Raw genomic sequence first — 21,182 nt, 5'->3', positions numbered from 1 at the left:
TGATCTCACGCGATCCGGTCAGATGGCGCGCGTGATGCCGCCATCGACGCGAATGTTCTGTCCGGTGATGTAGGCCGCTCCCTCGGAGGCGAGGAAGGCGATCGTCGCAGCGACTTCCTTGCTGGTGCCGTAGCGCTTCATCGGCACGCTGTCGCGGCGCTCATCCGTTGACGGCAGGCTGTCGATCCAGCCGGGCAGCACGTTGTTCATGCGGATATTGTCGCCCGCATAGGTGTCGGCGAAAATCTTCGTGAAGGAGGCGAGGCCCGCACGGGCGACGGCCGAGGTCGGGAACATCGAGCTCGGCTCGAAGGCCCAGGCGGTCGAGATGTTGATGATGACGCCGGACTTCTGCTTCTGCATGATCGGCACCACGAGGCGCGTCGGGCGCACGGCATTGAGGAAGTAGACGTCGATCCCTGCATGCCAGTCCTCGTCCGTCAGCTCGAGGATCGGCTTGCGCGGCCCGTGGCCGGCGCTGTTGACGAGCACGTCGATACGGCCCCAGCGCTCCAGTGCGCCGTCGACAAGGCGCTTCAGGTCGTCGTTCGACTGGTTGGAGCCGGTGACGCCGAAACCGCCGAACTCACCCGCCAGTGCCTCGCCCTTGCCGGAGGAGGAAAGCACTCCGATCCTGAATCCGTCCGCCGCCAGCCGCCGGGCGGCCTCCGCCCCCATGCCGCTGCCGCCGGCTGTGATCAATGCGACCTTCTCGCCTGCCATGGAACTGTCCTTTCGTGAGCCGTTGAGTGCCGCCATCCTGCCACGCCGCCCGTGACGGAACCAACCAGAAATACGCGCCGCTTCCTGTAGAAAATCTACTGCCCGTCGCCTGGGACGGCACCGGTCCTATGCTTCGCGCTTTCCTTCAGGAGCCAGCCGCGGACCGCTTCGACGGAAGCTGCATGCCGCGGCTTGCGCGGCGCGACGACGTAGAAATCGGCGCCGACGCGCATCCGCGTTTCGAAGAGCCGCACCAGATGGCCGCCGGCGACGTCGTCCCCGATGAGGAATTCGCTGGCGAGCGCCAGCCCCTGCCCGCCGCGCGCCGCCTCCAGCGCCAGCGCCGTCTGGTTGAAGCGGATGTTCTTCGATGCCGAAACCGGCGCCGCCTTGCCCATCGCCTGCTCCAGGAAGCGCGGCCAGAAATTGTGCGCATCGTGCAGCAGCGCATAGCCGGCAAGGTTTTCCGACACTTCGGGCCTGCCGAGCTTTTCGATCAGGAGCGGGCTGCCGAGCGCCACGATGACCTGCTCGAACAGGAGATCCGCCTGGAGGCCCGGCCCGAAGGGCGGCCGGCCATAGCGCACGGCAAGATCCACCGCATCCGTCTGGAAATTGGAAATGCGGTCGCTGGCGAGAATGCGCAGGTCGATATGCGGATGCGCGGCGGTGAAGTCGGGCAGGCGCGGGATCAGCCATTTCGAGGCGAAGGTCGGCGTCACGCTGATGGTGAGATGCTGCGGTTCCGGGCGCAACGTCTCCGTCGCCTCGCTGATCAGCTCCAGGGCACGGCGGACGCTGCCGACATAGCTGCGCCCCGCCTCGGTAATCGCAAGCGTCCTCGGATGCCGCTCGAACAGCTTGAGGCCGAGCTCGGCCTCCAGCCCCCGGATCTGCTGGGCGACGGCGCCCTGCGTGACGCCGAGCTCCTCCGCCGCGAGCCGGAAATTCAGATGCCGCGCGACGACTTCGAAGACGCGGACGCCGTTGAGGGATGGGAGTTTTCCGATACGGTCGGCCATGCGATCTGCTGCATCCGGTTGGCGGCGGGATACGTCGTTCTATCAGGCTTTGCTGCACCGACCTACGAGGATGCAGGAAAATTACAGGTTGCCGATACCATCCCCCTGCAGCATTCCGAACCCTATTGACTGTTTGATTTTCTATGACACAGTGTTAAGAAATCCAAACATGCAGCGGAGTGGAGCCGCTGTCCGGGGGAAACACAATGACGGATGTTCCGGAGCGGGCAGACGTCGTCGTCATCGGCGGCGGCGTTGCGGGGTGCTCTGTTGCCTATCACCTGACGAAGATCGGTATCACGGATGTGGTGGTCTGCGAAAGAAAGCAGCTCACCAGCGGCACGACATGGCATGCGGCCGGGCTGGTGACGCAGCTTCGCGCCACGCGCCGCATGACGGAACTGGCGAAATACACCGGCGAGCTCTTCGGCTCGCTGGAGGCCGAGACGGGACAGGCGACCGGCTTCAAGCGCAACGGCTCGCTGCGCGTCGCCAACACGCCGGCCCGCTACGAGGAGCTGGCGCGCGGCGCATCGATGGGCCGCAATTTCGGCCTGCCGGTCGAGCCGGTCACGCCGGGCGAGATCAAGGAGCGCTGGGGGCCGATCAGCACCGACGGCATCGTCGGCGGCTTCTGGTTCCCGCATGACGGACAGGTCAACCCGATCGACGTGACGCAGGCCTATGCCAGGGGCGCGCGCATGCGCGGGGCGAAGGTCTTCGAGAACCTTTCCGTGACGAAGATCCTCGTCGAGAACGGCAAGGCCGCCGGCGTGATGACCGACCGGGGGCCGATCCGCGCCGGAACCGTCGTCATCTGCGGCGGCATGTGGTCGCGCGACCTCGCCGCCGAAGCGGGCGTGACGATCCCGCTGCACGCCGCCGAGCATTTCTACATCGTGACGGAACAGGTGGAGGGCCTGCCGCGCGACCTGCCGGTGCTCTTCCTCGGCGACGAATGGACCTATTACAAGGAGGATGCCGGCAAGCTGCTCGTCGGCTTCTTCGAGCCGAACGCCAAGCCCTGGGGCCAGGCCGGCATTCCCGAGGACTTCACCTTCGGCACCCTGCCGGAGGACGTCGACCATATCGCGCCCTATCTGGAACAGGCGACCCGCCGCGTGCCGGTGCTGGAGCGCACGGGCATCCAGCTCTTCTTCAACGGCCCGGAGAGTTTCACCCCCGACGACCGCTACCTTCTCGGCGAGACGCCGGAAGTGCCCGGCCTCTTCTGCGCGACGGGCTTCAACTCCGTCGGCATCCTCTCCTCCGGCGGCGTCGGCAAGGCGCTCGCCGACTGGATCCGCGACCGCCGTCCGCCGGTCGAGCTGATGGATGTCGACATCCGCCGCATGCAGACCTTCATGGGCAACCGCAAATATCTGGAGGACCGCACGACCGAGACGCTCGGCCTGCTCTTCGACATGCACTGGCCGTCCCGACAGTTCGAGACGGCGCGCGGCATCCGCCGCAGCCCGTTCCATGACAGGCTTTCGGCCGCGGGGGCATGGATGACGGAAGCGGCCGGCTGGGAGCGGCCGGGCTTCTTCGGCGCGCCGGGCACGACGCCCGAAGTGCAATATTCCTACGGCCGCCCCTCGTGGTTCGACGCGGTCGGCGAGGAATGCCGCAACACGGCGAGCAACGTCACGCTGTTCGACCATTCCTGCTTCATCAAGTACCTCGTCAGCGGACCAGATGCCTGCGCGGCGCTCAACCATGTCTCCGCCGGCCAGATCGACGTTCCCGTCGGCAAGGTCGTCTATACGCAATGGCTGAACAAAGAGGGCGGCATCGAGGCGGACGTGACCGTCACCCGGCTTTCCGAGACCGAGTTCATGGTCGTGACCATCGCCGTCTCGCAGCGCCGCGATCTCGCCTGGCTGCGCCGGCACCTGCCGGAAGGCGCGCGCGTCCATGTGCAGGACATAACCTCGGGCCTGCCGATGCTGGCGCTGATGGGGCCGAAGTCCCGCGCGCTGCTTCAGCGCCTGTCGCCGGCCGACTTCTCCAACGAGGCCTTCCCCTTCGGCACCAGCCGGGAGATCGACCTCGGCTATGCCCGCGTGCGGGCGAGCCGCCTCACCTATGTCGGCGAACTCGGCTGGGAGCTCTACATGCCGGCGGAATTCGCCGGCCATGTGCTGGAAAGGCTGATCGAGGCCGGCGAAGGGCTCGGCCTCAGGATGGGCGGCTATTTCGCCATCAATTCGCTGCGCATGGAAAAGGGCTACCGCCACTGGGGCCACGATATCGGCGAGGAGGACAGCCCCTTGCAGGCCGGCCTCGGCTTCGCCGTCGCCCTCGACAAGGCCGGCGGCTTCATCGGCCGCGACGCGATCCTGCGCCAGAAGGAAGCCGGAACGCCCGACCGCCGCCTCGTGCAGATCCGCATCGAGGCCGAGGGCGAGCCGCCGCATCTCTATCACAACGAACCGCTGCTGAGGGACGGCGAGATCGCCGGCTCCGTCACCACGGGCGCCTACGGCCACCGCCTCGGGGCCTCGCTCGGCATGGGCTACGTCACCTGCCCCGGCGGCGTGACGCCGGACTGGCTCACCGCCGGCACCTGGGAAGCAGAGATCGCCTGGCGGCGCTATCCGATCCGCCTGCAGCTTCGCCCCTGGTATGACCCGAAGGGGGAGCGGCTGGCCGGATAACAATCAAAGGCCCGGAAGGGGAACTTTGGGCCGCATGCAACGAACGCCATATCAGGGAGGACACGGCATGGCTGAGGAGAGGCTGCAACCGGAGCTGGAGCGTCGGCTCCGGCTACTGGAGGACCCGCGCAACCAGGGAGAGGATTTCGATGGCGTGGCCTGGGCCGCGCTGATCGGGCTCGGCGTTCTGCTGCCGATCCTCGCCCTTCTGATCGGGAGGATGGCATGAGCGTACAGGACGAAATCCTCATCGAGGCCGACAAGAGCGCCTGGCCTCTCCTGCCGCAGGAGCGGATCTGGGGCCCCTGGCAGCTCGGCATCTCGCTCGCCACAGCCGCCGCCGCGACCTGGTGCTACATCATCGGCGAATATGTCGGCTATTATCTCAGCTTCAAGGAAGGCTTCTTCGCCCTCCTTGCCGGCAGCATGATCGGCATGCTCATCGTGGCGCTGGCGGCCGTGCCGGTCGCCATCCGCTTCGGCGTCGATTCCATCGCCTCGTCCAAGCCGCAATTCGGCTCGCACGGCTGGATCATCCCCGCCGCCATGCAGTTCGTCTCCATCGTCGGCTGGAACTCGCTGCTCCTCATCTTCTTCGCCAAGTCGACGCGACAATTGCTGCTGGCGCTCGGCTGGATCGGCGATGACAGCCATAACTTCCTCGTGCAGGCGACGGTGCTGCTGGCCGCCGGGCTGGTGTTCCTCTTCCTGCTCAAGGGCTCCTCCGGCGTCGACAGGATCGCGAAGATCCTCGTCGCCCATGTCTTCGTCGGCTTCTGGATGCTCTACATCCTCGTCACGCAGCGCTGGGAGGACCTGTCGGCGGCCGTGCCCGCCTATGCCGCGACCGACGCGCACTGGAACTACACGACCGGCGTCGAGATCGGCATCATCTCGCTGCTCTCCTGGTGGCCCTATATCGGCGCCATGGTGCGCATGGCCCCGAACGGACGAAGGGCGGCCGCCCCCATCATGGTGGGCATGGGCCTTCCCGTACCGCTGCTCTCGGCCATCGGCATCGCCGGCATCCTCGTGCTCCAGGTCTCCGACCCGGCCGAATGGATGCGCACGGTGGGCGGGCCGACCTATGGCGTGATCGCGCTGCTCTTCGTCGCCGCGGCCAATCTCGGCACGGCCGTCGCGGGGGTCTATTCCTCTTCGATCGGGCTCCGGCATTTCCCGGCGCTCCAGAAGCTGAGCTGGCCGATGCTGCTGCTGATCTCCATTGCCCCGGTGGGCGTGGTGGGGCTGCTGATCCCGGACCTGTTCTTCGCCAATTTCGGCACCTTCATCGCCTTCATCGGCCTCGGCTTCGCCCCGCTCTGCGGCATCCAGATCGTCGACTACTATCTCCTGCGCAAGCGGCGGATCGACGTGCGCGGCCTCTTCGAGGACAGGCCGGACAGCGCCTATCGCTTCTGGAGCGGCTTCAACCCGGCCTCGCTGATCGCCATGGCCGCGGGCTTCTGCACCTATCTCTACCTCTTGAACCCGATCACCTATGAAAGCCGCTGGCCCTACGACTACCTGACGGCCGCCCTGCCGACGGCGGTGGTCGGCGGCGTGGTCTATGCGCTGATCACGCTTCTCGTGGTGAAGCCGGCCGGCAAGGGCCGCTACTGAGACCCGGACCGGCGCTCGCGCGAGGCGGGCGCCGGCCGCATCCACAACGCCTTGATTTCCGGCGGAAAACCTATAACTCGGAGGAAAACACCCTGCCGACCGGGAGATTCCGTTCGTGAGCCGCAAACCCAAGACCTCGACCCCGAAAGCGCCGGCCATCGCCGCCGCCCCCCTGCAGGACATGCAGGGCGACCTGAAGATCGGCCAGCGGCTGAAGATGGTGCGCGAAGCCTTCGGCGTCTCGCAGCGGGAGCTTGCCAAGCGCGCGGGCGTGACGAATGCCAGCATCTCGTTGATCGAGCAGGATGCGCATGCGCCCTCGGTCGTCTCGCTGCACAAGATCCTGCGGGCCCTGCCGATGAGCCTTGCCGATTTCTTCGCCATTCCACCGGCGGAGGAGGACGTGCTGATCGCCGCGCCGGAAGACCTCACCGTCATCACGCGCGGCGAGGCCGACATGCGCTGCCTTGCCTCGCAGCGCCGCGACAAGCGCCTTCAGATGTTCCTGGAGCACTACGCCCCCAACGCGGGAACGGGCGAGGACCTCATCGTGCACGACGGCGAAACCGCCGCGCTGGTGGTGGAAGGCACCATCGAACTGGAGATCGGTGGCAAGGCGCACACGATCGGCGCCGGCGGCGGCTACCAGCTCTTTTCCGGCGTGCCCTACCGCATCCGCAATGCCGGCGACACGCCTGTCGTCGTCGTCTGCGCCGTGACGCCGCCGATGCTCTAGGCGTCAAATAAATAAAACATTTCGTCAAAAATAGTTGACGTTCATCCCGCCCCGGGCCTACCTTCGATCACAGGGAGGCGGGCGTTCCTGCCTGCACGATGGCCATGGGGAGGAACCAGATGACCGTCCATAGCAATGAATTCGGCATGCAGTTCGACAGAAGGCTCCTGAACGGCGCGCTGATCGGCGGCCGGTGGGAGCCGGGCTCCGGCGGCACCTTCGCCGCGAACGATCCCCATACCGGCAAGCGCCTGCACGAGATCGGCCGCTGCGCGCCCTCCGATGTCGACCGCGCCGTCGCGGCGGCGAAGGACGCCTTCGCCGACTGGTCGAAGACATCGGTACAGGTGCGCGCGAAAATCCTGCGCAACATGCAGCGCCTCTTCCGCGACCGCGCCGAGGCCATGGCCCAGATGGTCACCAAGGAGGTCGGCAAGCCGATCCTCGCCGCGCGCGAGGAGACCTTCGAATATTCCGGCCCCGCCTGGGGCAAGGCGGCCGAGGAGATCCTGCGCTACCGCGGCATGATCCTGCCTTCCACGCAGGAGAAGACGACGAACAAGCGCCTCGTGCTCGGCCACCGCCCGCTCGGCGTCATCGGCGTCATCACGCCCTTCAATTTCCCGACCGACATCTCCTCCATCGCCCTTGCCCACGCCGTTGCCGCCGGCAACACCGTGGTCTGGAAACCGACGGAATATGGCCCGGTCTCATGCGCCATGGTCGCCGAGCTCTTCGAGGAAGCGGGCTTCCCGCCGGGCGTCCTCAACATGGTGCAGGGTTTTGGCGATGTCGGCGCGCATCTGGTACGCCATGCCGACGTCAAGGGCATCTTCTTCACCGGCTCCAACAGGGTCGGCGAGGAGATCGCGCGGGTCAATCCGCTACGCCCCATGCTGCTGGAGCTCGGCGGCGACGGGCCGCAGATCGTGCTGGAGGACGCCGATATCGACCGCGCCGTGGAAGGGGCGATCACTGGCGCCTTCTACTATTCCGGCCAGGTATGCACCTCGTCGGAACGGCTCTTCGTGCACGAAAAGGTCTATGACGAATTCCTGGCGAAGTTCCGCGCCGCGACGGCCGCCCTGAAGATCGGCGACCCCGCCGACGCCGGCAACGACATGGGCCCGCTCTGCAATCCCGCCGTCCTCGAACGCGCCCGCCAGCATGTGGCGGACCTGCGCGACGCCGGCGCGACCATCGAGCAGTTCGGCCCGGAACAGGGGCTCTACTACCCCGCCACCATCGTCACCGGCCTTACCCGGGCGATGATCCGCGGCAAGGGCGAATCCTTCTCGCCGCTGGCGCTGGTGCTGAAGGTCGCTTCCGACGAGGAGGCCATCGAGATCGCCAACGAATCCGAGCTCGGCCTCGTCGCCTCGCTGTGGACGCAGGACATGTCCAAGGCCTGGCGCGTCGCCGAGGCCCTGCCGCACGGCGCGGTCAACGTGAACGAGACCTCGAACTACTGGGACCAGCTCGCCCCCTTCGGCGGCGCAGGCAAGTCCGGCGTCGGCCGCGAGCTGTCGCAATGGTTCCTCGACAGCTTCACCGAGAACAAGCTCATCGTCTTCGACCTCGGCGGTCCCGCCGACGACCGCCGCATCGAGGGCGGCTGGTAGCCGCCCATCCCACCCTTACCGCTCCGGCGGAAGGGGGCCTTAAGCGACAGGTGCGCCCGGAGGGACGCACCGACCGCCCTCAAGGCAGGGCGGAGCGGCTGGCTTCGCGCCCGACTTCGCCGGCGGACTTGAGCTTGGCTTCGATGAAGGTCTTTGCGTGGCGCGCGAGGTCCTCTCCGTCTTCCCAGAGGTTGCGCCAGATGCCGAGGATGCCGCAAAGCGGCTGTCCGACCACCGCGGACGAGAAGGATTCGAAAACGATCGGCCCGTCGTAGCCGATCCGCCCGAGGCCGTTGAAGATGAGGCCGAAATCGACGGAACCGGCGCCGAGATAGCCGCGGTTCGATTCCCCGATGTGGAAATAGCCGAGATGGGCGCCCGTATCGACGAGCGCCATCTCCATATCCGCCTCCTCGATGTTCATGTGGTAGGAGTCGAGATGGACCTTCACATTTGGAAGGCCGACCCGCTTGCAGAACTCGACGCCCTGCCCTGCCGTGTTGAGCACGTTGGTCTCGTAGCGGTTGACGACTTCGAGGCCGAGCGTGATGCCGTGGCGGCCCGCCTCTTCGCCGATCCGGCCCAGGACCTCGACTGCCCCGGCGATGCCGGCCGCGGTCGGCGGCTCGGGATATTTCTGGAAGGCCGAATAGAGGATGCCGCAGACATGGCTGGAGCCGAGCTCGGCGGCGGCGGCGATGACCTCGCGCAGCCGGACTTCGCCCGCCTTCACGCGGGCCGGATCGCCGCTCGATATGTCGCTTGCGGCATCAAGGCCGAGCGACAGGTTGGCGGAAATGCCGGCCTTGCGCAGCTCGGCCGCGGTGAAGGCGATGTCCAGCGCCTTCGGATCGGGCGCGGATATCTCGATGATGTCGAAGCCGAGTTCGGCGGTCTTGTTGACCGCGAGCACGCATTCCTCGCGGCCCCAGTCGCGCACCCAGACATTGGCGTGCAGGCCAAGCTTGTTCTTCATCCCGTTTCTCCTCAAACCTTCGTCATGCTGCGGCGGCGCCACTGGTCGAAGATTACCACGACCACGATGACGACACCCTGCGCGATGCGCTGCCAGAACGGGCTGACATCGAGCAGGTTGAGGCCGTTGCCGAGCACGCCGATGATGGCCGCGCCGATGATCGAGCCCCAGACGCCGCCCTCGCCGCCGAAGAGATTGGTGCCGCCGATGACGACGGAGGCGATGGAGCGCAGCTCCTCGCCTTCCGCCATCAGGGCGTTGGCGGAGTTGAGGCGGCCGACCAGGATGATGCCGGCGATGGCGGCCAGCAGGCCGGAGATCGCATAGGTCATGATCTTGGTGCGGGAAATGCTGATGCCCGAGGAATGGGCCGCGGCGCGGTTGCCGCCGACGGCATAGATCGCACGGCCCAGCGCCGTGTAGCGCAGCACATACCAGCCGGCGACCGCGCAGAGCAGCGCGATGATCGCGCTGACCGGCAGACCGAGAAGCTGCCCGCCGCCGACCCAGAGCAGGCTGTCGGGAAGCTGTCGGCCGGCATTGAAGGAGGGAACCGGCAGGCCATCGGTAACCAGCAGCGCCGCGCCGCGGAAGGCCGTCATCGTGCCGAGCGTGGCGATGAAATCCGGGATCTTGAACTTGGAGATGAGCCAGCCGTTGAGCGCGCCGGCGACGATGCCGATGGCAAGGCCGATCAGGATCGCGATCGGCGGCGGCACGAAGCCGAAATCGACGCCGAACAGCACCAGCGGCTGGGTGAGCAGCACGGCCGTGATCGAGGCGGCAAGCGCCGCGATGGCCGCCACCGAAAGGTCGATGCCGCCCGTGAGGATGACGAAGGTCTGCCCCACCGCCAGGATGGCGACGAAGGCGGACTGACGCGCCACGTTGGAGAGGTTGTCGAGGGTCAGGAAGTTCGACGTGGCGAAGGCGAGATAGGTCATCAGCAGGACGAGGGCGATCAGCGGCCCCGCCTGGAAGACGACGCCCTTGATCTTCGCCTTGCGCGCATCGGACGCGCTGACGGCTGCGTCCGGGTTCTTTTCCGTGCTCATATGCTTCCCACTCCCTTGGGCCCTGCCGCCTCCTGCTCAGGACGGCGGAACTGCCCTGTCACTTGTCTTGACTAGCTCGCGTATCGCAGCAGGTTCTGCTGCGATATCTCCTCGCGCGGCAGCTCCGCGGAGAGGCGGCCGCCGCGCATGACGAGCACGCGGTCCGCCATGCCGATGAGTTCGTTGAGTTCCGAGGAGATCATCAGGATCGACGCCCCCTCGGAGACCAGCCGGCTCATGACGGCGAAGACCTCCGCCTTGGCGCCGACATCGATGCCGCGGGTCGGCTCGTCGAAGATCAGTATCTTCGCGCCGCTCGACATCCAGCGCGCCAGGATGACCTTCTGCTGGTTGCCACCGCTGAAGAAGAAGAGCTTGTGCGTGGTGGAGGCCGGGCGGATGCGCAGGTCCGAAATGTAGCGCTTGCCCTCTTCCCGCTCGCGGGCAAGGTCGAGCCGCGATAGCAGCGACTTGCCGGAAAGCCAGGACAGGCTGAGGTTAGGCCCGACCGGCTGCATCGGCACGAGGCTCTGGCGGCGGTCGCGCGAGATGAGGCCGAGCCCGGCCGCGATGGCGTCGGACGAATGCCGGAAATCGGCGCGCTTGCCCTCGACCGCGATCGAACCGGCCTTGACCGGCTGAAGACCGAAAAGCGCGCTGGCGATTTCCGCCTGTCCCGCGCCCATCAGGCCGTAGATGCCGAGGATCTCGCCGCGGCGCAGGGTGAAGGAAAGGTCCTTGAGCGTGCGGCCGGAGGCGAGGTTCTCCACCGCCAGCATCGGCGCGCCCAGTTCCACCGTCTCCTTGGGGAACTGCTCTTCAAGCCTGCGGCCGACCATCAGGCCGATGACCGTCTCCTCGTCCGCCTTCTCGGCCGGCAGCGTCTCGACGACCACGCCGTCGCGCAGCACCGTGACGCGGTCGGCGATCATCGGGATTTCCGAGAGATGATGCGAGATGTAGATGATGCCGTGCCCGCGCTGCTTGAGGCGGCGGATGACGTCGAAGAGGCGGCTGCGCTCGCTGTCCGAGAGCGCCGAGGTGGGCTCGTCGAGGAGGAGGATGCGCGGGCCGCGCTCCAGGACGCGGGTGATTTCGATGAGTTGCTGCTCGGCGACCTCGAGCGTGCGCACCTCGGCCGTCGGGTCGATGGAGACGCCGAGCGCCTCCAGCGCATGGCGCGCGGCCTCATGGGCCCTGGCCCAGTCGATCTTGCCGAAGGCGCCACGCGGCATGCGGCCGAGGAAGATGTTCTCCGTCACGCTCAGCGCCGGCACGAGGCTCAGCTCCTGATGGACGAGGCCGATGCCGAGCTCCGTGGCGAGTGTCGGCGTCAGCGCGGAAACCTGGCGGCCGCCCACCACGATCTCGCCGCCGGTCGGCGCATGCTCGCCGGCAAGGATCTTCATCAGCGTGGACTTGCCCGCGCCGTTCTCGCCGAGAAGCACCTGCACCTCGCCGGCGCGCACGTCGAGCGAGATGGATTTCAGGGCGATGACGCCGGGAAAGCGTTTCTCGATATTCTCGAGCTTCAGGAGGATTTCGTGCTGGTCCATGCCCTACAACTACCGTTCCGCACGAGCGCGCAGGCGCCCCTTCATTCTTCGCCCGTCCGCGCGCGGACAAGCAAGACGCGGGGCGCGCCTTCGAAAAGACGACACCCCGCGGTCCTGGGAGAAACTCAGTTGGCCTTCTTGCAGTTCGCCCGGATGGTCTTCCAGTCGATCGCTTCCAGCTTCGGCTCCGGATAGAAGTTGCGGGCATTCGTCTCGTAGACGGTACGCGGGCGGATATCGAAGGTCTTCGGGACTTCGAGGCCGCAGGCGAGCTCCACCGCGAACTTGGTGCCGAACCAGCCCCAGTCGGCAAAGCCGTGGGTGGTTTCGGCGATCATCTTGCCCTCGGCGATACGGTCGACCGATTCCGGCGTCACGTCGTTGGTGAAGATCGCGACCTTCTTGTCGCCGATATTGGCGCCGTCCTTGGTGGTTTCGAGACGGCCCTGCGAACCGGCGACGAGCATCGCGCCGAGGCCCATTTCGTTGGACGCGGCCCAGATGAAGTCGAGGTTGTCGGGATTGGCCTGCAGGATGTCCTCGGCGCAGCGCGTGCCCTTCTCGCGGTTCCAGTCACCGGCGCAGGTGCCGCCGACGATCTCGATGCCCGGGAACTGCTTGAGCACTTCGCGGAAGCCGTTGAGACGGGCCGTCGAGAAGAAGCCGCCGGCAACGCCCTCGATGATCGCGCCGCGCGCCTTGATCTTGGCCTTGTCCTCGTCGGAGAGCTTGGCGGCGAGATCCTGCCAGAACTTCAGATCGAGATAGGTGTCGGGCTGGACATCGACCTTGTCGCCGGAGCCGAGCACGCCCGGACCGCCGAAATAGTCGGCGACCGCATAGGCGGAGACTTCCGCGCCCTGCGTGTTGTCGAAGCCGATATAGGACGAGACGTTCACGCCGTCGATCGGCTCGAGCAGGTTGACGATGACGACCGGAATGCCGGCCTCCGTGGCGCGGATGAGTGCCGGCTTGACGGTGGCGACCTCGGCCGGCGAGACGGCGATCAGGTCGACCTTGCGCTGGATCATGTCCTCGATGATGCTGACCTGCTCGGCGAAGGCCGTCGGGCTGGTCGGCGACTTGGTCAGGACCTTGACGTTGAAGCCGTTCTTGTTGGCGTCGGCGGCGGCCAGCTCGAAGAAGTTCGTGGCCGTCTTGAAGACGCCCGTGATGTCCGGCGGCACCCAGCCGATTGTGATGTCGATATTATCGCCGTCCTGCGCGGCAGCCGGCGCGGCAACCATGGCCGGCCAGAGCGCGACCGTGGCGGCAGCGGCAAACAACGATGCTTTCACGAGCTTTTTGAACATAGCTCCCCTCCCTATCGAAAAACGCCTCCAATGCGCGCAGCGGCTGGCCGGTCGGCGCTCCCACACCTCACGCAGCAGGGATGCTAGACAAAGCATTTCAGTAATTCAACTACATTTTTACGATTGGCGGCAGATTATTTTTTGAAACGATTCAGCCATATTTCAGAAAAAACAGAATGAATCGACTAAGCACTCGCGCCAATCTCGCAAAGCGAAGCACGCCATAATGTAGTTAAGCTACAAAATGCCCGTTGCACGGGAAGGCTCCGCGGTGATCAATCCAGCCTTGAGAAGATGGTCGCAAAACAGCACCAGATCGCGCGGCGCGGCAACCTTGCCGGCACGCGCAATCCAAACTTATCACGTTGTACGTATAACATGTCAGGCGTATAATTCAAGCACCTACATGACATCCGGACGGCGGCGGCGGAAGAAAGTTTACTTTCCGCCCTGCCGCGAATACCGCCCGCCCGGAAAGCCGAGGCGGGCGGCGTGGCTTTCTACCAGCAGGTATAGCCGGCATCGGCCGAGACGATGGAGCCGGTCATCAGGCTGGAGGCATCCGAGGCGAGGAAGAGCACGATGGAGGCGATTTCGGCGGGCTGGCCGAGCCGGTGCATCGGCGTCATGTCCAGCCACTCCTCGTACATCGGCTTATCCTCCTTCGCGAAGGTGAGCAGCGGCGTGTCGATATAGGTCGGCGCGACGGAATTGACCCTGACGCCGCGCGTCGCCCATTCGGCGGCGAGCGAGCGGGTCAGGTGGTGCACGCCGGCCTTGGCCGCATTGTAGTGCACCTGCTGCTGCGGCCGGTTGACGATGCTGCCCGACATGGAGCCGATGGTGACGATCGAGCCGCCGCCCTTGGCGAGCATGTGCTTGCCGAAGGCGCGGCAGGAGCGGAAGGCGCCGCTGAGATTGATGCCGATCATGCGCTCCCAGTCGGCGTCCGACAGGTCTTCCGCCGGAACGCCCGCATGGGCGATGCCGGCATTGGCGACGAGGATATCCGCCGTCCTGCCGTCCGCCGCCAACCGGTCGGCTACCGCGTTGATCGAGGCGCTGTCGCCGATGTCGACCACGTCGGCCTCCGCCGCATAGCCCTTCGCGGCGAGCGCCGCGCGCCCGGCCTCCGCCCGCTCCATGCTGATATCGGTCAGGACGACCGCCGCGCCTGCCTCGCACAGCGCCTCGGCTGAGGCGAGCCCGATGCCCTGCCCGGCCCCGGTGACCACGGCCACGCGGCCGGCGAGGCCGAATTTCTCAAGATACATGCTGGTCCTCTTTCTGGCCGGACGTTTCCGCCGGTCCGTCACTCGCCTCAGCCGTGCTGGATATAGACGGCCTGGGTCTCCATATATTCGTAGAAGCCGTGCTTGCCGTCCGCCCCACCGATGCCGGATTTCTTGCGGCCGGCATGGAAGCCCTGATAGGCCTCGCCGTTCTCCCGGTTGATATAGGTCTCGCCGAATTGCAGCCGCCGTGTGACGCGCATCGCCTTGTTGAGATCCTGCGTGTAGAGCGAGGACGTCAGGCCGTATTCGGTGTCGTTGGCATGGTGCACCGCCTCGTCCGCGTCCTCGACCACCGCGATGGGCGCGACGGGGCCGAAGATTTCCTTGCGCATGATCTCCATGTCCGGCGTGCAGCCGGTCAGCACGGTCGGCTCGTAGTGGTGGCCGCGATTGCGCTCCGCCCGCTGGCCGCCGAGCGCGACCGACGCCCCCGCCGCCTTCGCCCGCTCGACCATGGCCTCGACCTTGCCGAGCTGCACCGCGTTGACGAGCGGCCCCATGTCGACATTTCGCTCGGCGATGGGATCGCCGTAGGTCACGGCCGCCATGCGCTTGACGAAGCGTTCCGTGAATTCGTCCGCCACCTGCCGCTCCACGAAGATGCGCTCCGCGCAATTGCAGACCTGCCCGGTATTGACGATGCGCGAGGCGGTGATCGCCTCCACCGCGAGATCGAGGTCGGCATCCTTCAGCACGATGGCCGGCGCCTTGCCGCCGAGCTCCAGGTTGACGCGCGTCAGGTTCTTCGCCGCCGCCTCCATGATGGCGACGCCCGTCGGCACGCTGCCGGTGAAGCTGACGAGATCGATGCCAGTGTGCCCGGAAAGCGCGGCGCCCGTGGTGCGGCCGCGGCCCGAGACCATGTTGAACACGCCCTTCGGCAGGCCGACCTCGTCCGCGATCTCGGCGAAGAGGAAGGCGTTGAGCGGCGTTTCCTCGCTCGGCTTGACGACGATGGTGTTGCCTGCGACGAGCGCCGGGGCGAGCTTGCGGCCGATCAGGTAGAAGGGGAAGTTCCACGGCAGGATGCCGGCGACGACGCCGATCGGCACGCGGTTGAGATAAATGGTCTCGCCCTTGCGGTCGCTGGCGATGATCTCGCCCTCGATGCGCCGTGCCCATTCGGCCATGTAGTCCATCAGCCCGGCCATGCCGAGCACCTCGCCCTTGGCGAGCGACAGGATCTTGCCCTGCTCACGCGAAATGGTCTCGGCAAGAAGATCGGCCTTGCCGCGGATCCTCTCGGCAATCGCCCTGACATAGCCGGCCCGCTCGATGGGCGGCAGCTCGGCCCAGGCGGGCTGCGCCTTGCGCGCGGCATCGACCGCGGCATCGATGACCGCGCCCGAGGCATCGGGGATCTCGGCGATCTGCTCTTCGGTCGCCGGATTGTAGACGGCGATGCGGTCGGAGGACGTGTCCTCGACAAAGCGGCCATCGATATAATGCGTGTTGCTGGACATGGTGTTCCTCCCGTCTTGTCTTCTCGTTCAGGGGTCCGGCGCGATCCGGGCGACAATCTTGCCCGTCACCTCGCGGCGCTTCAGCCGCCGCAGCGCATCCGGAATGTCGCCGAGCGTCACGATCTCCTCGACCATCGGATCGAGCCTGCCGGCCGCAAGCCGGGCCATCAGATCGTCGCCCATTCGGGCGAAATCCCGTTGGGTCGGCACGTGCCCGGCGAAATACGCCCCGCCGAGGCCGACTTCATGGACCGAGGCGGCATAGGTATAGGACGGCACGTCGGTCATGACCGGCAGCGGATCGACCGAGACGAGATGGCCGTTGTAATGCACGAAGGCGAGCGACTTGCGGGCATCGCCGGGATTGACCACCTCCAGCATGACATCGACGCCATAGCCGCCCTCCGTCTCGCCCCGCACCTTCTGCAAGAGATTCGGGTCGCGATAGTCGAGGACCACATCTGCACCGAAGGTGCGCACGGCATCGAAATGCTCCGGCCGCGTCAACGCGATGACCTTCGCCCCGGCCTGATGGGCAAGCTGGGTGGCAAAGCCGCCGACGCCGCCATTCGCACCCTGCACGAGAACGGTCTGGCCGGCCCCCAGCCGGGCCTTGCGGAACAGGGCCTGATAGGCGGTGTAGCCCGCGCAGGGAACGGCGGCGGCATCGGTGAAGCGCACGCCGGCCGGCAGGCGCGAGGTGGCGTGGGCCGGCGCGAGGCAATATTCGGCAAAGACGCCGGGCTTCCAGAGATTGTTGTGCACCACCACCGGCTCGCCGACGGCCCAGCCCTCCACATCCGGCCCGACCGCATCGATAATGCCCGCGGCATCGAGCCCGAGCACATGCGGATAGGTCCATTCTGGCTTGTGATCGATCGCCAGCTTCCAGTCGACCGGATTGACGGAAACCGCGATGACCCTGAGGCGCAGCTGGCCGGGGCCGGGCTCGGGCACCGGCAGGTCGGCCGGCACCACGTCGTCGAGCCGCGCACCGGGTCCCGGAAGAACGATAGCCTTCATGTCATGCCTCCTGAAATGCGTTGGCCGCCGGTCGGCCCGCGGCCGGAGCGATACCAGCGGGCGGACGGCGCGTGCCGCCGGTGATGAATTCCACCGCCTTGTCGGCGACGACCAGCACCGCGGCATTGGTGTTGCCGGAAATGATGGTGGGGATGGCGGAGGCGTCGATGACACGCAGGCCCGCAATGCCGCGCACCCGCATGTCCGCCCCGAGCACGCCCCCGGCATCGCCCTCCCGGGCCATGCGGCAGGTGCCGACGGGGTGGTAGACGGTCTTGACGAAGCGCTTCGCATGCTCGGCGAGGTCCGCATCCGACACCTTGTCCGGGCCGGGGAAGATCTCGCGGGCGATCATCGAGCGCAGCGGCTCCTCCTGAAGGATTTCGCGGGCGCGGCGCACGCCGCCGATGGAAAGGCGCAGGTCCTCGGGATCGGCGAGATAATTCGGATCGACCAGCGGCTGGTCCCTCGGGTCGGCGGAGGCAAGTTGCACGGAGCCGCGCGAACGGGGCCTGGCGACGCAGGAATTCAGCGTCAGGCCGTGGCTCGCCTGCTGGTCGGTGTGGTCCTTGTCGAGATAGACCGTCGGCACGCAGAATTGCTGGACCTTCGGAATGCCGGAAAGATCGTCCGGATCGAAGAAGGCGCCGGCCTCAACGCCGTTGGACGTCACCGGGCCGGTGCGGTTGAGCAGATATTCGAGGCCGTTGCGCATCTGCTTCCAGCCGCGATCATGGCTGTAATAACCGTAGGGACCGTTGCAGAGGGCGACGACCGGCGTTTCCGTGTGGTCCTGGAGATTGGCCCCGACGCCGGCAAGATCGACGCGGACCGGAATGCCATGCGCCTTCAGGTGATCCGCCGGGCCGATGCCGGAGAGCATCAGAAGCTTCGGCGTGGCGATGGCACCGGCGGCAAGCAGCACCTCGCCGTCACAGCGGGCTTCCGTCACGGCGCGGCCATCGCCCTCGGAATACCGGACGCCGACCGCACGGCCGTTCTCGATGATGATCGAATGGACGAGGCAGGAGGTCCTGACGTCGAGCCGGCCGGTCTTCATGGCGGGGCGCAGGAAGGCGTCCACCGCCGAGCAGCGCCGGCCGTTGCGGGTCGTCACCTGATAGGCCCCGACGCCGCGCTGGCTCCGGCCGTTGAAATCGCCGTTATGCGGCAGGCCGATGCCCTGCGCGGCCAGCACGAAGGCGCGCGACAGTTCGCACATGTGCTCGAGGTCGGACACCTGCCAGGGCCCGCCGACGCCATGATAGTCGTCGTTCAGCCGCGCGTTGTCCTCCATGGCGGTGAAATAGGGCAGCAGCGCATCGTAGGACCATTGATCGTCGCCGATCTCCCCGGCCCAGCCGTCGTAATCGCCCGGCTGGCCACGCATATAGACCATGGCGTTGACGGAGGAGCCGCCGCCGAGCACGCGGCCCTGCGGCACGATGGGCGTGCGCCCGCCGAGCCGCGCCTGCGCGACGGACTTGTAGAACCACATATATTTCTCGACGCCGAGCAGCTTGACGAAGCCGGCCGGCATGCGGATCAGGGGATTTCGGTCGTCCGGCCCCGCCTCCAGCACCAGCACGCGCGCGCCGTGCTCGCCGGCGAGCTTGCCGGCGGCAAGGCAGCCGGCCGTGCCGCCGCCGACGACGATGTGGTCGTAGCTCATGCGACGATGCTCTCCACCTTGCCGGCCTGCGAGCGCGGGAAGAGGAGAAGGTGCTCCGGGTCGATGGAGACCGGCACCGCCTCGCCGCGCTTCGGCGTGACCGAGGGATGGGCGACGAGCGTGAAGCGCGTGTCGCCGACATCGACGAAGATCAGGTTCTGGTCCTGCAATTCCTCCGTGATGAACACCTTGCCGTCGACGCGCAGCGGGCTGTCGCCGCCGATGGAGAGGAAATGCGGGCGGATGGCGGCAAGGCCGCCGTCACCGATGCCCTGCGCGGCGGCGTGCAGGCGCTCCGGCAAGGCGAGCTTGCGCCCCTCGAATTCGATCTGCCAGCCGCCGTCACCGGCCACGACCCTGCAATCGAAGAAATTGATCGGCGGTTCGCCGACGAAGCCGGCGACGAAGGCGTTCCTCGGACGGGCATAGACCTCGTCCGGCACCGCCATCTGCTGGATCTCGCCGTCGCTCATCACCATGACCCGGTCGGCCAGCGCCAGGGCCTCCTCCTGGTCGTGGGTGACGTAGATCATCGTGTAGTTGAACTTCTGGTGCAGGCTCTTGATGAAGCGGCGCATGCGGTAGCGCTGGCGCGTGTCGAGATGCGAGATCGGCTCGTCGAGCAGGAACACCGCCGGATTGCGCACCAGCGCCCGCGCAAGGCCGACGCGCTGCGCCTGGCCGGAGGAAAGACCCTTCGGCTTGAGGTTCAGCAGCGCCGTCAACTCCATCTTCTCCGCGATGTCGCGAACCTGCCGATCGATCTCCTTCGCATCGACATTGGCCGAGCGCAGCGGGAAGGCGATGTTCTCGTAGATCGAGATCGTCGGGTAGAGCGCGTAGGATTCGAAGGACATGGCAACGTTGCGGTCGCGGGCGCGCACGTCGTTGACGCGCTTGCCGTCGAAATAGATCGAGCCTTCGGTGACGGATTCAAGGCCCGCGATCATGCGCATCGTCGAAGATTTCCCGCAGCCCGAGGGACCGAGGATGGCGACGAACTCGCCGTCGGCGATCTCGAAGTCGATGCCGTGCACCGCCTGGAAGGCGCCGTAGCGCTTGACGAGTCGTTCAGCTTTGATGGAGGCCATGGGTCAAACTCCTGCCGAGGGCGTCGCATGCGTGACCGCCCGGGCATTCTGGAACAGGTGGACGGCGTCGCGCGGGAAAGCGATGGCGACCGTCTCGCCGACGCCGAGCGCGGTGCCGGCGGGAACGGAGACGGAGACCTGGTCACCGCCGATGCCGACGAGGGCGATCTTCATGTAGCCGAGGTTCTCGATGACATCGACGCGGCCACGAAGCGCGTTGGAATCCCCCTCGCCCGCGATCCGCACCTCGTTGGAGCGGAAGCCGACCTGGATCCTGCCGGCCTCGTTGGTGAGGCCCTGCACGGCGTCGGCGGCGAGCGAGGCGACCGGCATGCCGTCCGCCGTCACGAAATCCACCCTGCCGTCATGCGGACGCGGCTCGACGGAGATGAAGCTCATCGGCGGATCGCCGACGAAGGAGGCGACGAAGGCGTTCGCCGGGCGATGATAGAGATCGGCCGGCTTGCCGACCTGCTCCAGCCTGCCGGCATTGAGCACGGCGACCCGGTCGCCGAGCGCCAGCGCCTCGCGCGACGAGGTGGTGGTGAAGACGACGGTGGCCGACAGGTCCTCGGCGAGCGCCTTCAGCTCGGCACGGATCTTGTGGCGCAGCTTGGCGTCGAGATGGCCGACCGGCTCGTCGAGCAGGTAGATATCGGCCGGGCGGATGATGGCGCGGCCGAGCGCCACGCGCTGGCGCTGGCCGCCGGAAAGGAAGCCGGGGCGCCGCTCCAAGAGGTGGCCGATGCCGAGGATGCCGGAGATGCGCTTGACGCGCTCCTCGACCTCGGCGCGGCCGAGGCCGCGCGCCTTGAGGGGAAACGCAAGGTTCTCGCCGACGGAAAGGTGCGAATAGAGCGCGTAGTTCTCAAAGGCCATGGCGGCGTCACGCTTTTCCGGCGGCACCTTGAGGATCGACACGCCATTGCGCAGCACGTCGCCGCTGGTCGGCTTGGCAATGCCGGCGAGGATGTTGAGCAGCGTGCTCTTGCCGGCGCCGGCCGGGCCGTAGATGACGAGGAATTCCCGGTCGCGCACGGCAAGGTCGATCTTGCGCAGGGCGACCTTGGCGAGGCCGTAGCGCTTGTGGACGGATTTCAGTTCGTACATCAGACATCCTCCTGCATGAGGGCGGCGACCTCGGCTTCGGCCGCAAGGCGCTCAGCGATGAAGCGGTCGCGCGCGCGGACCACGAAGGCCGCCGACACCGCGAGCGCGACGATGTTCATGAGGATCACCGACATCGACTGGCTGGCGAAGGAGGGCTCGATCAGCCCGAGCCAGACGAAGACGACGCCGACATAGATGAGGATGACGCGGAAGCCGGTATCCCAGCCTTGACTGAAGCTCAT

The 21,182-nt window shown here is 66.6% G+C and carries 17 protein-coding genes and 1 pseudogene; 5 read left to right on the top strand and 13 right to left on the bottom strand.

From position 1 onward, the window contains the following. Nucleotides 1-18: 18 nt before the first annotated feature. Nucleotides 19-723 carry an SDR family oxidoreductase gene (locus DSD28_RS11050; RefSeq protein ID WP_119256459.1) on the bottom strand — a complete coding sequence of 235 codons (705 nt, stop codon included), beginning with the start codon at nucleotides 721-723 and terminating at the stop codon, nucleotides 19-21. A 95-nt stretch (nucleotides 724-818) separates the two neighbouring features. Then, nucleotides 819-1,745 carry a LysR substrate-binding domain-containing protein gene (locus DSD28_RS11045; RefSeq protein ID WP_205536194.1) on the bottom strand — a complete coding sequence of 309 codons (927 nt, stop codon included), beginning with the start codon at nucleotides 1,743-1,745 and terminating at the stop codon, nucleotides 819-821. 206 nt (nucleotides 1,746-1,951) lie between these two features. Between DSD28_RS11045 and DSD28_RS11040 the strand changes: the two genes are divergently transcribed. The 5 genes from DSD28_RS11040 to DSD28_RS11025 all read left to right on the top strand — a co-directional run bounded on the left by DSD28_RS11040 (nucleotide 1,952) and on the right by DSD28_RS11025 (nucleotide 8,386). After that, nucleotides 1,952-4,405, top strand: coding sequence for a GcvT family protein (locus DSD28_RS11040; protein ID WP_119256458.1), 2,454 nt, complete (start codon nucleotides 1,952-1,954; stop codon nucleotides 4,403-4,405). Between the two features lie 67 nt (nucleotides 4,406-4,472). Beyond that, nucleotides 4,473-4,634 carry a hypothetical protein gene (locus DSD28_RS25890; RefSeq protein ID WP_162911354.1) on the top strand — a complete coding sequence of 54 codons (162 nt, stop codon included), beginning with the start codon at nucleotides 4,473-4,475 and terminating at the stop codon, nucleotides 4,632-4,634. Beyond that, nucleotides 4,631-6,028: a purine-cytosine permease family protein gene (locus DSD28_RS11035; protein WP_119256457.1), complete on the top strand. Its 1,398-nt coding sequence runs from the start codon at nucleotides 4,631-4,633 to the stop codon at nucleotides 6,026-6,028. Before DSD28_RS25890 ends, DSD28_RS11035 begins: the two co-directional genes overlap by 4 nt. Nucleotides 6,029-6,143: 115 nt before the next feature. Continuing rightward, nucleotides 6,144-6,764 carry a cupin domain-containing protein gene (locus DSD28_RS11030; RefSeq protein WP_119256456.1) on the top strand — a complete coding sequence of 207 codons (621 nt, stop codon included), beginning with the start codon at nucleotides 6,144-6,146 and terminating at the stop codon, nucleotides 6,762-6,764. A 119-nt stretch (nucleotides 6,765-6,883) separates the two neighbouring features. Continuing rightward, a complete protein-coding gene (locus tag DSD28_RS11025; protein WP_245424811.1) occupies nucleotides 6,884-8,386 on the top strand; it encodes an aldehyde dehydrogenase family protein in 1,503 nt (500 codons plus the stop codon). Nucleotides 8,387-8,465: 79 nt separating this feature from the next. Here DSD28_RS11025 and DSD28_RS11020 read toward each other — a convergent pair whose 3' ends face one another. The 11 genes and pseudogenes from DSD28_RS11020 to DSD28_RS10970 all read right to left on the bottom strand — a co-directional run bounded on the left by DSD28_RS11020 (nucleotide 8,466) and on the right by DSD28_RS10970 (nucleotide 21,182). Beyond that, entirely contained in the window at nucleotides 8,466-9,362 is an 897-nt protein-coding gene (locus DSD28_RS11020; RefSeq protein WP_119256455.1) for a sugar phosphate isomerase/epimerase family protein, read from the bottom strand. Nucleotides 9,363-9,373: 11 nt separating this feature from the next. Next, the gene (locus DSD28_RS11015; RefSeq protein WP_119256454.1) at nucleotides 9,374-10,417 is read right to left on the bottom strand and encodes an ABC transporter permease; all 1,044 of its coding nucleotides are present in this window, start codon (nucleotides 10,415-10,417) and stop codon (nucleotides 9,374-9,376) included. Nucleotides 10,418-10,488: 71 nt separating this feature from the next. After that, nucleotides 10,489-11,973: a sugar ABC transporter ATP-binding protein gene (locus tag DSD28_RS11010; protein ID WP_119256453.1), complete on the bottom strand. Its 1,485-nt coding sequence runs from the start codon at nucleotides 11,971-11,973 to the stop codon at nucleotides 10,489-10,491. A gap of 125 nt (nucleotides 11,974-12,098) precedes the next feature. Continuing rightward, a complete protein-coding gene (locus tag DSD28_RS11005; RefSeq protein ID WP_119256452.1) occupies nucleotides 12,099-13,286 on the bottom strand; it encodes a sugar ABC transporter substrate-binding protein in 1,188 nt (395 codons plus the stop codon). A 500-nt stretch (nucleotides 13,287-13,786) separates the two neighbouring features. Then, nucleotides 13,787-14,560, bottom strand: a complete 774-nt coding sequence (locus DSD28_RS11000; RefSeq protein ID WP_119256451.1) for an SDR family oxidoreductase — start codon at nucleotides 14,558-14,560, stop codon at nucleotides 13,787-13,789. A 113-nt stretch (nucleotides 14,561-14,673) separates the two neighbouring features. Further along, nucleotides 14,674-16,044 (bottom strand): annotated as a pseudogene (gene aldA / locus DSD28_RS10995) (aldehyde dehydrogenase); the annotation flags it as partial. 27 nt (nucleotides 16,045-16,071) lie between these two features. Then, nucleotides 16,072-17,067, bottom strand: coding sequence for a zinc-binding dehydrogenase (locus DSD28_RS10990; RefSeq protein WP_119256449.1), 996 nt, complete (start codon nucleotides 17,065-17,067; stop codon nucleotides 16,072-16,074). 1 nt (nucleotide 17,068) lies between these two features. Beyond that, nucleotides 17,069-18,739, bottom strand: coding sequence for a GMC family oxidoreductase (locus tag DSD28_RS10985; protein WP_119256448.1), 1,671 nt, complete (start codon nucleotides 18,737-18,739; stop codon nucleotides 17,069-17,071). Next, nucleotides 18,736-19,830, bottom strand: coding sequence for an ABC transporter ATP-binding protein (locus DSD28_RS10980; protein WP_119256447.1), 1,095 nt, complete (start codon nucleotides 19,828-19,830; stop codon nucleotides 18,736-18,738). Before DSD28_RS10980 ends, DSD28_RS10985 begins: the two co-directional genes overlap by 4 nt. Before the next feature lie 3 nt (nucleotides 19,831-19,833). After that, entirely contained in the window at nucleotides 19,834-20,940 is a 1,107-nt protein-coding gene (locus DSD28_RS10975; RefSeq protein ID WP_119256446.1) for an ABC transporter ATP-binding protein, read from the bottom strand. Continuing rightward, a complete protein-coding gene (locus DSD28_RS10970) occupies nucleotides 20,940-21,182 on the bottom strand; it encodes a hypothetical protein (protein ID WP_119256445.1) in 243 nt (80 codons plus the stop codon). Before DSD28_RS10970 ends, DSD28_RS10975 begins: the two co-directional genes overlap by 1 nt.

The organism is Shinella zoogloeoides (genome assembly GCF_003574625.1).
In the GTDB taxonomy this organism is placed as follows: Bacteria; Pseudomonadota; Alphaproteobacteria; order Rhizobiales; family Rhizobiaceae; genus Shinella; species Shinella zoogloeoides_A.
This window is presented reverse-complemented; position numbering and strand designations above follow the sequence as displayed.

Bases quoted from the DNA above. Each gene is read 5' to 3' on its own strand.
- DSD28_RS10970 (WP_119256445.1), bottom strand. From the start codon at position 21,182: ATGAGCTTCAGTCAAGGCTGGGATACCGGCTTCCGCGTCATCCTCATC.
- DSD28_RS11005 (WP_119256452.1), bottom strand. From the start codon at position 13,286: ATGTTCAAAAAGCTCGTGAAAGCATCGTTGTTTGCCGCTGCCGCCACG.
- DSD28_RS11050 (WP_119256459.1), bottom strand. From the start codon at position 723: ATGGCAGGCGAGAAGGTCGCATTGATCACAGCCGGCGGCAGCGGCATG.
- DSD28_RS11000 (WP_119256451.1), bottom strand. From the start codon at position 14,560: ATGTATCTTGAGAAATTCGGCCTCGCCGGCCGCGTGGCCGTGGTCACC.
- DSD28_RS10975 (WP_119256446.1), bottom strand. From the start codon at position 20,940: ATGTACGAACTGAAATCCGTCCACAAGCGCTACGGCCTCGCCAAGGTC.
- DSD28_RS11035 (WP_119256457.1), top strand. From the start codon at position 4,631: ATGAGCGTACAGGACGAAATCCTCATCGAGGCCGACAAGAGCGCCTGG.
- DSD28_RS10985 (WP_119256448.1), bottom strand. From the start codon at position 18,739: ATGAGCTACGACCACATCGTCGTCGGCGGCGGCACGGCCGGCTGCCTT.
- DSD28_RS11040 (WP_119256458.1), top strand. From the start codon at position 1,952: ATGACGGATGTTCCGGAGCGGGCAGACGTCGTCGTCATCGGCGGCGGC.
- DSD28_RS10980 (WP_119256447.1), bottom strand. From the start codon at position 19,830: ATGGCCTCCATCAAAGCTGAACGACTCGTCAAGCGCTACGGCGCCTTC.
- DSD28_RS11010 (WP_119256453.1), bottom strand. From the start codon at position 11,973: ATGGACCAGCACGAAATCCTCCTGAAGCTCGAGAATATCGAGAAACGC.
- DSD28_RS11020 (WP_119256455.1), bottom strand. From the start codon at position 9,362: ATGAAGAACAAGCTTGGCCTGCACGCCAATGTCTGGGTGCGCGACTGG.
- DSD28_RS11045 (WP_205536194.1), bottom strand. From the start codon at position 1,745: ATGGCCGACCGTATCGGAAAACTCCCATCCCTCAACGGCGTCCGCGTC.
- DSD28_RS10990 (WP_119256449.1), bottom strand. From the start codon at position 17,067: ATGAAGGCTATCGTTCTTCCGGGACCCGGTGCGCGGCTCGACGACGTG.
- DSD28_RS25890 (WP_162911354.1), top strand. From the start codon at position 4,473: ATGGCTGAGGAGAGGCTGCAACCGGAGCTGGAGCGTCGGCTCCGGCTA.
- DSD28_RS11015 (WP_119256454.1), bottom strand. From the start codon at position 10,417: ATGAGCACGGAAAAGAACCCGGACGCAGCCGTCAGCGCGTCCGATGCG.
- DSD28_RS11025 (WP_245424811.1), top strand. From the start codon at position 6,884: ATGACCGTCCATAGCAATGAATTCGGCATGCAGTTCGACAGAAGGCTC.